This window comes from Mycobacterium sp. (genome assembly GCF_047975165.1).
GTDB lineage: Bacteria > Actinomycetota > Actinomycetes > Mycobacteriales > Mycobacteriaceae > Mycobacterium.
This window is the reverse complement of record NZ_JBKECZ010000169.1, coordinates 1-14,137: the sequence shown is the minus strand read 5'-3', so window position 1 is coordinate 14,137 and position 14,137 is coordinate 1. Positions and strand designations below refer to the sequence as shown.

Below are 14,137 nucleotides of genomic sequence, written 5' to 3'. Positions count from 1 at the left end.
GCGCAGTCGCGCGCTGTCCTGCCCTATTCCAACGATCTCGCCCGGTTCGCGGCCTATCTGCAGCAACTGACCATGGAATCCAACGGCAAGTCGACCCGTGCCGACGGCGCACCGGTGACAACCGACACCGGGGAGATCTTCTGGGGCGAGCCGGGCACCAACGGCCAGCACGCGTTTTTCCAGTTGCTGCACCAGGGCACCCGGCTGGTCCCGGCCGACTTCATCGGGTTCAGCCAGCCCCTGGACGACCTGCCGGCCGCTGATGGCACCGGCAGCATGCACGACCTGTTGATGAGCAACTTCTTTGCCCAGACGCAGGTGCTGGCGTTCGGTAGGACAGCCGACGAGATCGCCGGAGAAGGCACCCCCGCCGACGTGGTCCCGCACAAGGTCATGCCCGGGAACCGGCCGTCCACCTCGATTCTGGCTACCCGACTCACCCCGTCGGTCCTGGGGCAGCTGATCGCGTTCTACGAGCACCAGGTGTTCACCGAGGGGGTGATCTGGGGCATCGACTCGTTCGACCAATGGGGCGTGGAGCTGGGCAAGACCCAGGCCAAGGCGCTGCTGCCCATCATCACCGGCGACGGCCCGCCCGCCGAGCAGTCCGACAGCTCGACCGAGGCACTGATCCGGCGCTACCGCGCCGCAAGAGGCCGGGCGAACTGAAGTGTCCCCACTGCCGAGAATGACCTCGGCGACGCGACACGCCGACCTGCCGTCGCGAGATTCACACTCGCACTGCGACTGCCTTACGCGAAACGCTTGACCAGCGGAGGCGGCAGCACTCGCATCAACTGCACCAGCGGCCCCCACGGCCACCACGGGACAGCGGCCCGGCCCGGCTCCCGCTCGATCGCCGCAACCAGCGCATTGACACCGGTTTCGTTGTCCACCATCAGCATGGTGCTGGCGGACTTGGCGGTCATCTCCGATTCGATGTAGCCCGGCTCCAACACCGTGATCTTGATCGGGCCTCGTGCGTACTCGGCGCGCAGCGATTCACCCAGCGAGCTCAGTCCGGCTTTGCTCGCGGCATAGGCGGCCTTGACTCCGGGCACACCCTTGTTGCCCAGCACCGAGGAGACAAGAACCAGGTGACCCGAACCGTTGCTGTTGAACAACTCCAGTGCTGTTTCGATCTGCACCAGCGCCGATACCAGATTGGTCTGCAGAGTCGCCTTGTTGGCCCACAGCTTGCCCGAGCCCAGCTTCGCGCCCTTGCCGATGCCGGCGTTGACGATGACCCGGTCGATACCGCCCAGTTGGTCGCTCAACTCGGCGAATACCGTGGGCACCTGCTCGTGGTCGTCCACGTCCAGGGCCGCAAGGGCAATGTTGATCGAGGGATACCGTTGCGATAGTTCGTCTTTGAGCTCTTCGAGACGGTCGAGGCGGCGGGCGCACAGCGCCAGGTCCCGGCCCTTGGCGGCGAAGGCGCGGGCCATTCCGGCGCCCAGGCCGGAGCTGGCTCCGGTGATGAGGATTTTCTGGCGGATCACCCGGGCAGCATATCGACCGCGCGAGCAGCGGTAGCACCGGCAGCCGGCCGCACGCCGGGCACCCGAGCCCCACCGTTCGGGTCGGTATCGGTTAGGCGGGGTCAGCGGCCGCGCGCTCGCCTTCCGCGCCGGTCTCGGCATCGAACCGGGCGGGGACACCGGAAACTCCAGGAACGTCGCTACCAAACATCTGTGCAGCGTCGCCGGCGTCGCCGAACTCGGCAAGCGCCGAGACGGGGGCCGCGGATTCGGCCTCCGTACTGTCGCCCGATGACCGCGCCTTGCCGGCTAGGCCGGCCGCGGTCCCAAGGCCCACTATCGCGGCGGCGGCAGCCGGTACATCGACGGTGCCGGGCTCGGCGACCCGCTCGACTTCGCCCTCCTGACCCGCCGCCTGGACCTTCTTCTTGGGATTTTCTTCGCTGGCACTCGGCGCACCGGCGCTTTGCCCGACGCCCTCACCCCGGCCGCGGCCATCGCCCCCACCGGTCGCTCCCAACGCCCGGGCCGCCATCATGGCCGGGAGCATGGCAGACCCGGCCAACCCCGGGTTGATACCACCGGCGGCACCGGCACCGGCGGCGGATCCGCCCGGCCCGGCCGCCCCGGTCGCCGCTGCTGCCCCAGGCGACGCGGCACCGGCCGCGGCAGCGCCGCCTCCATATCCCAGCACCCCGCCGGCGTAAGCGGCACTCGCAATGGGATCCGCACCACCGGCACCAACCGGACCGCCGGTCGCCGCCACGGACGCCGCGGCGGCATTGGCGCCCGATGACTCCATCGGTTGGGCGTTGGCCGCCTCGGCGCTGGCGTACTGGCCGGCGCCCGCGTTCATCATCTGGACGAACTGGTCATGGAACTGTGCGGCCTGTGCGCTCAGCGCCTGGTAAGCATTGGCGTGTGCGCCGAAGAGTGCGGCGATCAGGGCTGAGACGTCGTCCGCGCCTGCGGCACTGATCGCTGAGGTGGGGAACGCCGCTGCCGAATTGGCCGCATTGAGCGTCGATGCGATGCCCGCCAAATCCGACGCCGCCGCGGCAACATATTCCGGGGTTGCGAATACGTACGACATTCGGACGCCTCCATCTCTACCTGACCGACCCGAGTTCAGGAATTCGACGTGTCAGTCTACCGCGTTTCACCGGTACGCGCCCGGCCAGCAGAAGTGCGGCCAACCCAACCCGACAAGGCGCCGAGACGTGCGGGGAACACCACGTCCTCGGCCGCGCCGAAGGAGCGAACCCCGCGATGCCGCATTCCAACGACGAGGTCATCCGCTCACACCACGAATTCGGCCGCCCGATGGCCCGCCATCGCGATAGTCGCGTGCGGGCCACGGCTGGGCGTCACCGGCAGAATCGATCCGTCGATCACCCATAGGTTTTCAAGCCCCAATACCCTGCAGCGACTATCGACAACCGCCGACGGGTCTCCCTCGACCCCCATGGGAGCACTACCGCACATGTGCTGGGACGACGACCACACCGGCTGACCAATATTCGTTGTAGCACCCAATAGTTCCCGCGTCAGCTCACTTCCCGAACGCAGTGCCTGATCATCGGACGGTTCGCTGTCATATCGGTGCTCGATTCGCAGTGCCATCCGCGGGTCGGACGACAAGAGACTCAGTCGTCCACGCGATTTCGGACGCATGAGCGCAACACCGATATGCGGACCGTCCCGGGCTCCGGCGCCACCGCCACCCGTCATGACCCCGAACCCACTGGTGTATGGCCGGATCTCAATGCCATCGCCCGTGGTCAGTACCACCTCCAACGCAGGATGATCAATCGCGTCCGGCCATTCCGTCGGCATTATCCATTCCGGATGATCGCTGCAATGACGACCCACCGGTAGCGGAGCCACCGGCTTCACACCGGCTTGACGCAACATGGACTCCTCGCCGACACCCGACAACATGAGCAACTGCGCGGAGTTGATTGTCCCGGCGCACAATACAATTCGATCCGCGGTAAAGGTTGCGTCCCCGTCCGGGCCGACCGCATCGACACCTATTGCGGTGGCGCCGGAAAACCGCAGCCGCACCGCGCGGGTCAGCTCCACCAGATCCAGGTTTCGCCGACGCAACGCCGGCATCAGAAATGCCGCACCGGATCCGAATCTCACCCCGTCGACGATGTTCAACGGAACCGCACCCACACCCGAAGGAAGCTGTGTGCCAACGTCGTTCAGGTCGGGTAGCCACAAATATCCTGCACGTTTCGCCGCGTCGACGAACACCTCGGTGGCATCGGACATTTCGATTGTCCGCCGCACCGGGATGGGGCCGCTGCGGCCGTGCGCGGCGGTCGGGAAATCGAGGTCGGTTTCGATGGCCCGGTAGTGTTCGCAGACCTCCGGCCAGGTCCAGCCGGGTATCGCGTAGCGATCGAAGTCGCCGGGCAGCCCCCAACAGAAGTAGCCGCCATTGACGGCGCCGGATCCACCGATCCCGCGGCCTCGAACGATCGACACCTCACGTGGCGGATGGCCGGTCAGCCTCGTGAGGTAGCGCTCGGCCAGCGGGCTACCCTCGCCGATCGGCAGTCGCAGCCCGTTGCGGCGCAGCGCCTGCAATTCCGGATCGGCCGGTCCCGAACCCGCCTCCAGCACCCGAACCGCAGCGCCGTTGTCGGCGGAAAGGCGTTCGCCGACAACGGATCCTGCGCTCCCGGCGCCGATGACCAGTACGTCGCTGTGTCGACGGTCGGCGGACACGGCGACCGCTACGTCCGGATCTGCGGAATGAGCGCCCCGACACTGCCTTCGGCCAACACACCGCGCCACAGGCCCGCCCCGTAGGCCATATCGTCGAGTCGCTTGAGCAACACAAAGGTGAGCAGCCCGATCGGTTCGTCATCCGCTTCACCGGCAAAGCGGCGGGACAGCCAATCGGCAACGCCGTCCACGATCGCCGCGATGACGACCACCCGCCGGAAGCGCACCGACACCATTGCCGCTACCAGCGCCACCGGCCAGTAGTGCCGACAGACTGCCGACGCCAGCTGCCGCGCCGCCGAGGACAGCCCCCGCGCGGCTACGCGCAGCACATCCCACATCGTCGTGTCGGCGCCGGTCATGGCCCTGGCGACGCGCCGGCCCGACAACATTGCGGCCACCACAGCTGCCGACCGGAAAAGCCCACCGCCCAGGGACATCAGGAGCCAGGTGGTCAACGCCCAGCCGGAGATCACCACCGGCGCCGTCTTGTCGGGATGCCGCGCCGACAGCGGTGCAGCCGAGGCCCCGTAAACCATCTTCCGCGTGGTCCATGCCCGCAGCTCGGTGCGATGCTGGTGGGCAACCCGCGCGATCGGCTCATACCGCAACCGGGCACCGGCTTCGACCAGTCGCCAGCACAAGTCGACGTCTTCGCCGGCCTGCAACGTCTCGTCGAACCCGCCCGCCTCCCGGATGGCAGCCGTCCGGCAGACGATTGCGGCGCTGGGAACATAGGAGACCGGGGTGTGGGGCACCACCGGGGCCTCCCGCAGGCCGAGATCCAGCGAGGAACATACGGCCTCATAGCGCGCTATCGCGTTCCCGCTCTGCCCGGGGCCGACAATGCGGGGCGCCACCAGTGCGACCGCGGGATCGCAGAAATGCCCGAGTAGGGCCTCCAGCCAACCCCGGTGCGGAACCACGTCGGAATCCAGGAAGGCGACGAACTCGGTGTCGCAGACCCTCAGGCCCGTGTTACGGGCCGCCGCCGGGCCTCTACCGCGAACGTGGCGCAGTACCCGGAAGTCCTCGGCCGCGCCGGCGACGTCCTGCGGTTCGATCGGCACGGCCGAACCGTCGTCCACCACGACAATCCGAAGTCCGCGCAACGCGGAAATCAGTCGACAAACACCGATACTGTTGTCCTGCACCGGAATAACGACGGTAACGTCCTGGTACGACGGGCCCGTGGCCGGACGCGGATGGGCTACCGTGGCGTCGAGCAGGGCACGGGCCAATTGAGCACTGGCATCGTCGCTCACCTTCAGGCGGCCATCGGACAGCATGCCCTGCGCGGCTGGAGCGAGCCGCAGCAGCCGGGTCGGAGATCCACCGAGCAAGACCCTGCCCTCGCCGAGGACGCGCACGCGCCGGTCGACCTGGACCGCGAATCCGTCCGGCAGCCGGGTCTGGGCCGCAGTGGCCGTCACGTCAACATCCCGTGGTTTGCCGGCGTCCAGCGAACGATTCGGGCCGCACCTTCATCGACCATCTCCGCAAAAAACCGCCTCCCCTCGACCGCGGTGGACCCGGTCGGATCCCCCAGAACTCCGGTCCGGCTCACCGCCGCAACCCCGCCTCTTCGCATCGCCGGCAGCAATTCCGGCAGCGGCGCATCGTTGCCTGCGCGAATCCGGTCGGTGCGGACATCTTCGGCAGATATGTGCAGCAACACCGATGTCTCGAAACGCCCGGCGTGGGCGTCCGCCCCAACCGCGACGCAGGGGCACCAGGCGACATCGCGTCCTTCGGACCGCAGGAGGCCGACAGCGCGGCTCACCGCGTCGATGTTTCCGCCGTGACCGTTGAGGAAGGCCAGGCGGCCGGCCCAACAGGTGGCAGACCGCCCGTATTCGACGAGCAGCCCGACCAGGGCCTCGGTCCCCACCGAAATGGTTCCCGCGAAACTCTGGTGCTCCCCGCTGGCACCGTAGGCGATCGCGGGGGCCACCAGCCATCCCACTCGTCTGCCGACCACACAGGCAACCGCCGAGGCGATCCTTGTGTCGGTATCCAACGGCAGGTGCGGACCGTGCTGTTCGGTGGAACCCAACGGGACGATTATCGACGGCGCCGTCGACGTGCGGAGTTCGCTCGACGTGATACCCCCCAATTCTCCGGCATCGCGCATTCGCCGATGGTAGGCCGAATTCACCTGTCGTGCACCAATTGTTGCCCCACCTATCGAACTTCGTGTGACCGTGCCGCCGATGAGCGAAGTCGACGCTCGTTCGTCACGGCCGTATCAGTCTTTCGACAACCGTTCCGCCGGTCCGATAGCCGGCGTCAGCCGGCACCCAACGCCCGGGTGAACCCCTCGGGAATCAGGATGTCCCCGGGACTCAGGTCGTGTACCGAAGAATGTCCCAGACCCATCAGAGCCGAGTCGATCCCGCCGCGCAGAATGTCCAGAACGTTCTCGACGCCCGGTTGTCCGGCTGCGGCCATGCCCCACAGGTAGGCCCGTCCGATCATGACCGCACGCGCCCCCAGTGCCAGCGCCTTGGCAACATCGCTTCCCCGCCGGATACCGCCGTCGAGCAGGACCTCCACCTGGTCGCCGACCGCAGCGGCAACCGCGGGCAGCGCTCGTATCGACGCAGGTGTGCCGTCCAGGTTGTTGCCGCCGTGATTGGACACCGAGATCGCCGAAACACCGGCGTCCACAGCTCGTTTCGCGTCGTCTACCCGCATGACTCCCTTGAGCATGAAGGGACCGCCCCACAATTCGCGGAGCCAGACGATGTCCTCCCAGGTCGGCGGCGGCGTTCCCATCCACTCGCCGTATGCGTCGAAAAACGTCGGCCCGGCCTCGCCCCGCCGGCCCTGGTTCGGCACCCGCAGGTCCGGCACCTGAATTGTCTTCCCGAAGCGCCACAACCACCCCGGCTTGGTGATCACCTCCGGCGACATCCGCAACATGGTCTTCAGGTTCATCTTTTCCGGGATCTTCGGGCTACCCCAGTCCCGCCCATGGGAGAAGGACCAGTCGGTGGTGACGATCAGGCCCACCGCTCCCGCCTCCCGCGCCCGTTCCGCACGTTCGGCGATGGCATCGCGTCCGCCGAGCCAGTAGATCTGGAAGAAGATCTTCGGGTTGACCGCGACAACGTCCTCAATCGGTTTGCTGGCGAACGAGGACAGGCCCATCGCCGTACCCCGGGCCGCGGCGGCCCGCGCGACGGCCACCTCACCATCGGGGTCCACAGCCTGGACGCCTGTCGGTGAAATAATGACCGGCAACGAGATGTCCTGCCCCATCACCGTAGTGGCCAAGTCACGCTTTTCGCTCACACCGATGACGTGGGGTGCAAAACCGAGCTCACTGAACGCTTCGACATTGTCGCCGACGGTAACGCCCTTCTCGCTGGCCGAAATCAACGAGGAGTAAACCGACTTCGGCAGTCTGCGCTTGGCTCGCTCCTGGGCGATAGCGACGGTTTCGAACCACTGATCAGCCATACGATCACACGGGACTTTCGTTGCAGAATTTAACGGGGGGTCTCATGGACAGGGTAAGCGGAACCGGCGTGCCGAGCCGCCGCCCGCGGGAATGATCGGCACGTGGTCGCGGTGCCTCACGTTCAGCCGCGAGCAGTGACGTCGCGTGCCCCTGCACGCACTCGGGATCCGGGCCGTCCAAAGGCAGGCCGGTGAAGAACTTTGCCGCCATACAGCCCCCGCGGCAGCTGTCGTAGTGCCCGCAACTCCCGCAGGCTCCCGCGGACTGGGGCGAACGTAGCTCGCGAAACAATGGAGCGGTCTTCCACACATGTTCAAAGCCGCTATCGGACAGCACGTTTCCCGCGAGGAAGCGCTCGTGGATGGCGAACGGGCAAGCGTAGACATCACCCACGGGATCGATCAGGCAGACCACCCGCCCGGCACCACACATGTTCAGCCCGGCCAGCGCACCGGGCTGTCCCAGCGGCGCCAGATGGAAGAAAGAGTCACCGGTGAGCACCCGCTCGCCCTTGGCGACCAGCCAGTCGTAGAGCAGGGCCTGCTGCTGGGAAGTGGGATGCAAGTCCTCCCAGACGTCGGCGCCCCGCCCCGACGGACGCAATCGCGTGATCCGCAGCGTGGCTCCGTAACGGGCTGCCAGCGAGGCGAATTCGTCGAGCTGACCGACATTGTGCCGGGTGACCACGACAGAGATCTTGGCGTCCTCGAAGCCCGCGGCAGCCAGATTCTCCAGCGCACGCACCGCCATCGCAAACGATCCGACGCCGCGGACCGCGTCGTTGACTTCAGCCGTCGCACCATCGAGTGAAATCTGCACATCCACGTAGTCACTGGCAGCGAGCCGGGTGGCCACCTCGGGAGTGATGCGGACACCGTTCGTGGAGAACTTCACCCCGACGTGGTGCTCGGTGGCGTAATCGACCAGTTCCCAGAAATCCGGCCGCACTGTCGGTTCGCCGCCACCGATGTTCACGTAGAACACCTGCATCCGCTCGAGTTCGTCGATGATGTCCTTGCACTGTCGCGTGGTCAATTCCCCCGGATCGCGCTTTCCCGAGGACGACAGGCAGTGGACACAGGCGAGGTTGCAGGCATAGGTCAGCTCCCATGTCAGGCAGATCGGAGCATCCAGCCCGCGTTCGAATTGCTCGACGAGCCGGGGCGCCGGCGCCTGCACGGTCATCGGGCTTCCTGCGGCAGGAGCATTGCCGAGTCCGCCAGCACTCCCAGCGCGTCCAGATACGGCCCCTGATCGGGATCGTCGATACCTGCGGCACGGCACGCCGACCGCACGTCGGAATGCCCTGCCAGCGCCTGCACCACCGCAAGGATGGTGCGGTTCTTGAGAAACGACAATTTGCGCGTCCCGAAGTGATACAACAGCGCACCAAAGGGCTCGGGGCGAACGGCCACCTGCGGATGCAACCGCCAGCCGTCGTCCGGGTCGAACAAGCTGGCCGCGCTCGGCTGAACGTTCGCGGGCACCGTCAGTAGACTCCGCACATCCCGTCGATCGACACCTCTTCCACCAGGGTCTCGGTAACCAGCTCTGCGTCGGTCTGCGCCTCTTGGTCCACGGGGTTGCCTTTCGTCTGCGGCACTCGACACGTACGAGCGATCCAGATCACGATGGCTGATACGATATGGCATTGGGTGCCGAGATGAAAGGGCAGGCTTTGACACTGCCGCAGTCGCGGGTCGGCCGACTGCGTTCGACCACGCCACTGCACATCACCGATGTCGCAATCGATCTCTTCACTGCCCGCAATTTTGCCGACGTCAGCGTAGACGACGTGGCCCGCGCGGCCGGTATCTCCCGGCGGACACTCTTCCGCTACTACGCATCCAAGAACGCGATCCTGTGGGGCGATTTCGAGGGCTATCTCGGCCGGCTCCAAGAGCTGCTGGACAACATCGACCCGCAGATTCCCCTGCGCGAAGCATTGCGCATGGCGTTGCTTTCCTTCAACACCTTCGATGAATACGAGACCGGCAGGCATCGTAGGCGAATGAGGGTAATTCTGGAGACGCCCGAGTTGCAGGCGTATTCGATGACCATGTACGCCGGATGGCGTCAGGTGGTCAGCGACTTCGTGGCCTATCGCACCGGCACCGAGACCACGGACCTGGCGCCCCAGACCGTTGCCTGGACGCTGCTGGGCGTCGCGCTGAGCGCCTACGAACACTGGCTCGGCGATGATTCCATGCCACTGCCCACAGCGCTCGGCGACGCATTCGATGTCGTCAGCCCCGGGCTGCACGACCTGCGGCACACGGCCGTCGGGCGATCGGACGCCCCACAAGTAGGCCGGATGCCCGACGCCACGGTTTCGACGATGCCCGAATCGTTCACTGCCACCAAACGCAAAGATATTGCCCAACCGGCAATGTCGCCATACTTATGCGTTCCCGATGCACGCGCGGCAATAGACTGGTACTCAGTGGCCCTGGGAGGTTCGGTCGTCGGTGAACCCATCGTCACCGACGACGGGAGAATCGGACACGCGGAGATCGAGATCGGCGGGGGAACACTGTACCTGGCCGACGAGTATCCCGAGATGGGTTTGAAAGCCCCTGTACCGAAAGCAGTTTCAGTCAGCTTCCTGCTGCGGGTGCAGAGCACCGATACCACCCTTCAGCGGGCACGCGCGCACGGCGCTGCTGTCGAACGCGAAATCTATCAGGCGCACGGATCGCGCAACGCGACCATTATCGATCCGTTCGGCCATCGATGGCTGCTCAGCGGACCGATCGGTACGCCGGACCCGCACGACGACGTCGCGTAGACCACAGCCGGGGTTCGCGTTCGGGGTTGAGTCGGTGCTACCCGAGCATTTCGGAGATGGGCACCCCGGCGGCCACCTGGGCCCGTAGTTTCATCACCTGGCCGGGCAGTCCGCCACCGACCACAGCGGCCAGTGCACCGTCACGCTCGAAATAGGCCAGGAACCTGCGGCCGTCATCCTCGACGAGGTGGACAGTATCGGTGGCCTTCGGCCCACCCAGGCACTGGATCTTGACGTCGTACTGATCGCTCCAGAAATACGCGACGGTGACGCCGCCGGGCGCCTCCCGGCCCAGCATCGCCGCCGCCAGCACCCGCGCCTGATCGGCGACATTGCTCCAATGCTCCACCCGTACCTGGTGTCCCGACGTGTCCCGCCAGGATGCGACATCACCGAGCGCCCAGACATTGGGCGCACTGGCGCGTCCGGCTTCATCGCAGATCACACCGTTGCCCACCGCGATTCCACTGCCGTCCAGCCAGGCGGTTGCCGGGTGCGAGCCGATGCCGACAACCACCAGATCCGCCTCGATTTCCGAGCCGTCGGTCGCCACCACGGTCTCGACATGCGCCCCGCCACGGATCTCCGCCACGCCGAGCCCGGTGCGCACGTCGACCCCCTCGCTGCGATGCAGCCGGGTCACCAGGGCCCCGATCCGTTCGCCGAGCACCGATGCCAGCGGCGTCGGTTGCGGCTCCACCAGCACCACCTCCACGCCACGGGATCGGAGGCTCGCCGCCACCTCGCACCCGATGAAGCCGGCCCCGATCACCACCGCCCGTCGAGCGGAGGCGGCGTGCGCGCGCAGTGCCATACCGTCGTCGAACGACCGCAGCACCCGGACACCGTCGAGTTCGGGAAAGCCGGATAGGCGCCGGGGCACCAGCCCGGTGGCAATGACAAGCTGGTCGTAGACCAGCGAGGCCCCGTCGGCCAGCGACACCGTCCGCGCCGCCGTATCCACGCCCGTGGCTGCGACGCCGAGGCGCAATTCGACGTTCTTCTCGTCGTACCATTGGCGTGGTTTGAGTGCGACGTCGTCGGTCTCGCCGCGCAATACCTCTTTCGACAGCGGCGGCCGGTCATACGGCAGGTGCACTTCGGCGCCGGCGACGGTGATGGGGCCAAGGAATTCCGCGCGGCGTAGCTGCTCGATGGTGCGGGTGGCAGCCAGCCCACCGCCGACGATCACGATCCCGTTGTTGCTCACCTGGAGTTCATAGCACGATTGACAGTCAGTACTTCAATGCGCCCTTGTCGACCGGGATCTGGGTGCCCGACAGCGTGCCCGCACCGTCGCCGGCCAACCACACGACCACGTCGGAAACCTCGTCTGGGGCCATGAACCCCTTGTGCCGCATCGGCATTGGCGGAAAACTGTGCACATACCCGGGATGTTTAGCGAAGATCTCCATCATGACATCGGGTTCGATCATCGGGCTTTCCACCGAATACGGGTGGATGGAGTTGACCCGAATCCCGTACTCTCCCAATTCGATCGCCAGGGTATTGGTGAGCGCGGTCAGACCGTATTTACTGGCGGCATAGTGTCCGTTGCCCGGCGTCGCCTTCAAACCTGCCGAGGAGCTGACCACCACGATCGAGCCCCCATTGCCCGCCTCGATCATCGCCGGGATCGCCGCCCGCAGTGTCCGCCAGGTACCCGTCAGGTTGACCCCGATGACGGTGTCCCACTGCTCGTCGGTGAGCTCCCAGACCCGCCCCCACCCCAGGACGCCGGCATTGGCCACCACGATGTCCAAGCGGCCGAACCGTTCGACGGCGTCGGCAACAAGGTGACGCAGTCCCGCATCGTCTCGCACATCGACCTGGCGAGCCAGCACTCGACGCCCCTCGGCTTCCACGGCACGAACGGTCTCGTCGAGGTCCTCCGGGGTTGCCGGCTTGTAGGTGATGGCGCCGGACACCGGACCGCAGATATCCGAGGCGATGATGTCCGCCCCCTCGCGGGCGAGCCGCACCGCATGCGAGCGCCCCTGCGCCCGTGCCGCTCCGGTGATGAATGCAACCCGCCCTTGCAGCGACCCAGCCACCGGGTACCAGCTCCCTTCCCAAGTCCCAGTCGATCCGCGAGCGTAACGTCAGTGCGAATTCAGTCCCACGGATTCGCACTGACGTTACGCTCGCGACTCACCACAGCGTCGCACAAAACATCAGGCCCGGGCCGCCACCGTGGGCAAACCGGGCCTGATGCCTGAGCGCTTGACTACTTGATGATCTTGGTGACCCGACCGGCGCCGACGGTGCGGCCACCTTCACGGATCGCGAACCGCAGCCCGTCGTCCATCGCCACCGGCTGGATCAGCTTCACCGAGATGTTGGTGTTGTCACCGGGCATCACCATTTCGGTACCCTCCGGCAACGTCACCACACCGGTCACGTCGGTGGTGCGGAAGTAGAACTGCGGACGGTAGTTGTTGAAGAACGGCGTGTGCCGGCCACCCTCGTCCTTGGACAGGATGTAGACCTGACCCTCGAACTCGGTGTGCGGCGTCGTGGTGCCGGGCTTGATGACGACCTGCCCGCGCTCGACGTCCTCACGCTTGACACCACGCAGCAACAGACCGACGTTGTCACCGGCCTGCCCCTGGTCGAGCAGCTTGCGGAACATCTCCACACCGGTGACCGTGGTCTTGGTGGTGGTCGGACGGATGCCGACGATCTCGACCTCCTCGTTCACGTTGACCACGCCTCGCTCCACCCGGCCGGTGACCACGGTGCCGCGGCCGGTGATGGTGAAGACATCCTCGACCGGCATCAGGAACGGCTTGTCGGTCTCGCGAACCGGGTCGGGAATCGACTCGTCGACGGCCTCCATGAGCTGTGCGACGGACTCGGCCCACTTGGCGTCGCCCTCCAGCGCCTTGAGCGCCGAAACCCGAATAACCGGTGCGTCCTCGTCGAACTCCTGCGCGGCAAGCAACTCGCGCACCTCCATCTCGACGAGTTCGAGCAGCTCCTCGTCGTCGACGGCGTCGGACTTGTTCAACGCCACCAGGATGTAAGGCACACCCACCTGGCGCGCAAGCAGCACGTGCTCACGCGTCTGCGGCATGGGGCCGTCGGTCGCCGCTACCACCAGGATCGCACCGTCCATCTGGGCGGCACCGGTGATCATGTTCTTGATGTAGTCGGCGTGGCCCGGGGCATCGACGTGCGCGTAATGGCGCTTGTCGGTCTGGTACTCCACGTGCGCGATGTTGATCGTGATCCCGCGCTGACGCTCCTCCGGAGCATTGTCGATCTGGTCGAATGCCTTCGACTCGTTGAGATCCGGAAACTTGTCGTGCAGGACCTTGGTGATCGCCGCGGTCAGGGTGGTCTTGCCGTGGTCAACGTGACCGATGGTCCCAATGTTGACGTGCGGCTTGGTCCGCTGGAACTTCGCCTTCGCCACTTCTGTGTCCTCCTGGACTGTTGGTGCTTATAAAAGCAGTGTTGATTTTCTCTTGGTTCTTGCCGTGTTTTTCCGTGGTGGTAACCGAGCTAGGTTACTCCCTGTCGCTACAGCGTCGCCTACTCGCCCGTCGCCTTCGCCGTGCCGATTGCTCGACTCCGGACTCCTGAGTTCGCCCTCACTCGCCCGTCGCCTTCGCCGTGCCGATTGCTCGACTCCGGACTCCTGAGTTCGCCCTCACTCGC

At 66.0% G+C, this 14,137-nt stretch carries 13 protein-coding genes and 2 pseudogenes; 3 read left to right on the top strand and 12 right to left on the bottom strand.

The window, feature by feature from the left end; all coding sequences use genetic code 11:
• A pseudogene (locus ACK5M9_RS16025) lies at positions 1-669 on the top strand (glucose-6-phosphate isomerase); the annotation flags it as partial.
• 83 nt (positions 670-752) lie between these two features.
• On the opposite strand, the gene ACK5M9_RS16020 reads toward ACK5M9_RS16025, so the two are convergent.
• The 9 genes from ACK5M9_RS16020 to mftA all read right to left on the bottom strand — a co-directional run bounded on the left by ACK5M9_RS16020 (position 753) and on the right by mftA (position 9,265).
• Positions 753-1,502 (bottom strand): SDR family oxidoreductase, encoded by a 750-nt coding sequence (locus ACK5M9_RS16020; RefSeq protein WP_416894126.1) that lies wholly within the window; start codon positions 1,500-1,502, stop codon positions 753-755.
• 91 nt (positions 1,503-1,593) lie between these two features.
• Positions 1,594-2,574, bottom strand: a complete 981-nt coding sequence (locus ACK5M9_RS16015; RefSeq protein ID WP_416894125.1) for a PE family protein — start codon at positions 2,572-2,574, stop codon at positions 1,594-1,596.
• A 206-nt stretch (positions 2,575-2,780) separates the two neighbouring features.
• Complete coding sequence (gene mftG / locus ACK5M9_RS16010) at positions 2,781-4,220, bottom strand: mycofactocin system GMC family oxidoreductase MftG (protein ID WP_416894124.1); 1,440 nt, start codon at positions 4,218-4,220, stop codon at positions 2,781-2,783.
• Positions 4,221-4,228: 8 nt separating this feature from the next.
• A complete protein-coding gene (gene mftF, locus ACK5M9_RS16005) occupies positions 4,229-5,653 on the bottom strand; it encodes a mycofactocin biosynthesis glycosyltransferase MftF (protein WP_416894123.1) in 1,425 nt (474 codons plus the stop codon).
• A complete protein-coding gene (gene mftE / locus ACK5M9_RS16000; protein ID WP_416894122.1) occupies positions 5,650-6,378 on the bottom strand; it encodes a mycofactocin biosynthesis peptidyl-dipeptidase MftE in 729 nt (242 codons plus the stop codon). Before mftE ends, mftF begins: the two co-directional genes overlap by 4 nt.
• Positions 6,379-6,509: 131 nt before the next feature.
• Positions 6,510-7,685, bottom strand: coding sequence for a pre-mycofactocin synthase MftD (gene mftD, locus ACK5M9_RS15995; protein WP_416894121.1), 1,176 nt, complete (start codon positions 7,683-7,685; stop codon positions 6,510-6,512).
• 4 nt (positions 7,686-7,689) lie between these two features.
• Positions 7,690-8,865: a mycofactocin radical SAM maturase gene (gene mftC, locus ACK5M9_RS15990; RefSeq protein ID WP_416894129.1), complete on the bottom strand. Its 1,176-nt coding sequence runs from the start codon at positions 8,863-8,865 to the stop codon at positions 7,690-7,692.
• Between the two features lie 2 nt (positions 8,866-8,867).
• A complete protein-coding gene (gene mftB / locus ACK5M9_RS15985; protein ID WP_416894120.1) occupies positions 8,868-9,173 on the bottom strand; it encodes a mycofactocin biosynthesis chaperone MftB in 306 nt (101 codons plus the stop codon).
• A 2-nt stretch (positions 9,174-9,175) separates the two neighbouring features.
• Complete coding sequence (gene mftA, locus ACK5M9_RS15980; RefSeq protein ID WP_416894128.1) at positions 9,176-9,265, bottom strand: mycofactocin precursor MftA; 90 nt, start codon at positions 9,263-9,265, stop codon at positions 9,176-9,178.
• A gap of 84 nt (positions 9,266-9,349) precedes the next feature.
• Between mftA and mftR the strand changes: the two are divergent.
• Both mftR and ACK5M9_RS15970 read left to right on the top strand, forming a co-directional pair.
• Positions 9,350-9,955: pseudogene (gene mftR / locus ACK5M9_RS15975) on the top strand (mycofactocin system transcriptional regulator); the annotation flags it as partial.
• A gap of 45 nt (positions 9,956-10,000) precedes the next feature.
• Entirely contained in the window at positions 10,001-10,474 is a 474-nt protein-coding gene (locus tag ACK5M9_RS15970) for a VOC family protein (RefSeq protein ID WP_416894127.1), read from the top strand.
• Between the two features lie 37 nt (positions 10,475-10,511).
• On the opposite strand, the gene ACK5M9_RS15965 is transcribed toward ACK5M9_RS15970, so the two are convergent.
• The 3 genes from ACK5M9_RS15965 to tuf all read right to left on the bottom strand — a co-directional run bounded on the left by ACK5M9_RS15965 (position 10,512) and on the right by tuf (position 13,892).
• Positions 10,512-11,684 carry an NAD(P)/FAD-dependent oxidoreductase gene (locus ACK5M9_RS15965; protein ID WP_416894119.1) on the bottom strand — a complete coding sequence of 391 codons (1,173 nt, stop codon included), beginning with the start codon at positions 11,682-11,684 and terminating at the stop codon, positions 10,512-10,514.
• 25 nt (positions 11,685-11,709) lie between these two features.
• Positions 11,710-12,528, bottom strand: a complete 819-nt coding sequence (locus ACK5M9_RS15960; protein ID WP_416894118.1) for a mycofactocin-coupled SDR family oxidoreductase — start codon at positions 12,526-12,528, stop codon at positions 11,710-11,712.
• Between the two features lie 173 nt (positions 12,529-12,701).
• On the bottom strand, positions 12,702-13,892 hold the full coding sequence (tuf, locus tag ACK5M9_RS15955; RefSeq protein ID WP_416894117.1) for an elongation factor Tu: 1,191 nt from the start codon (positions 13,890-13,892) through the stop codon (positions 12,702-12,704).
• Between the last annotated feature and the right edge of the window lie 245 nt (positions 13,893-14,137).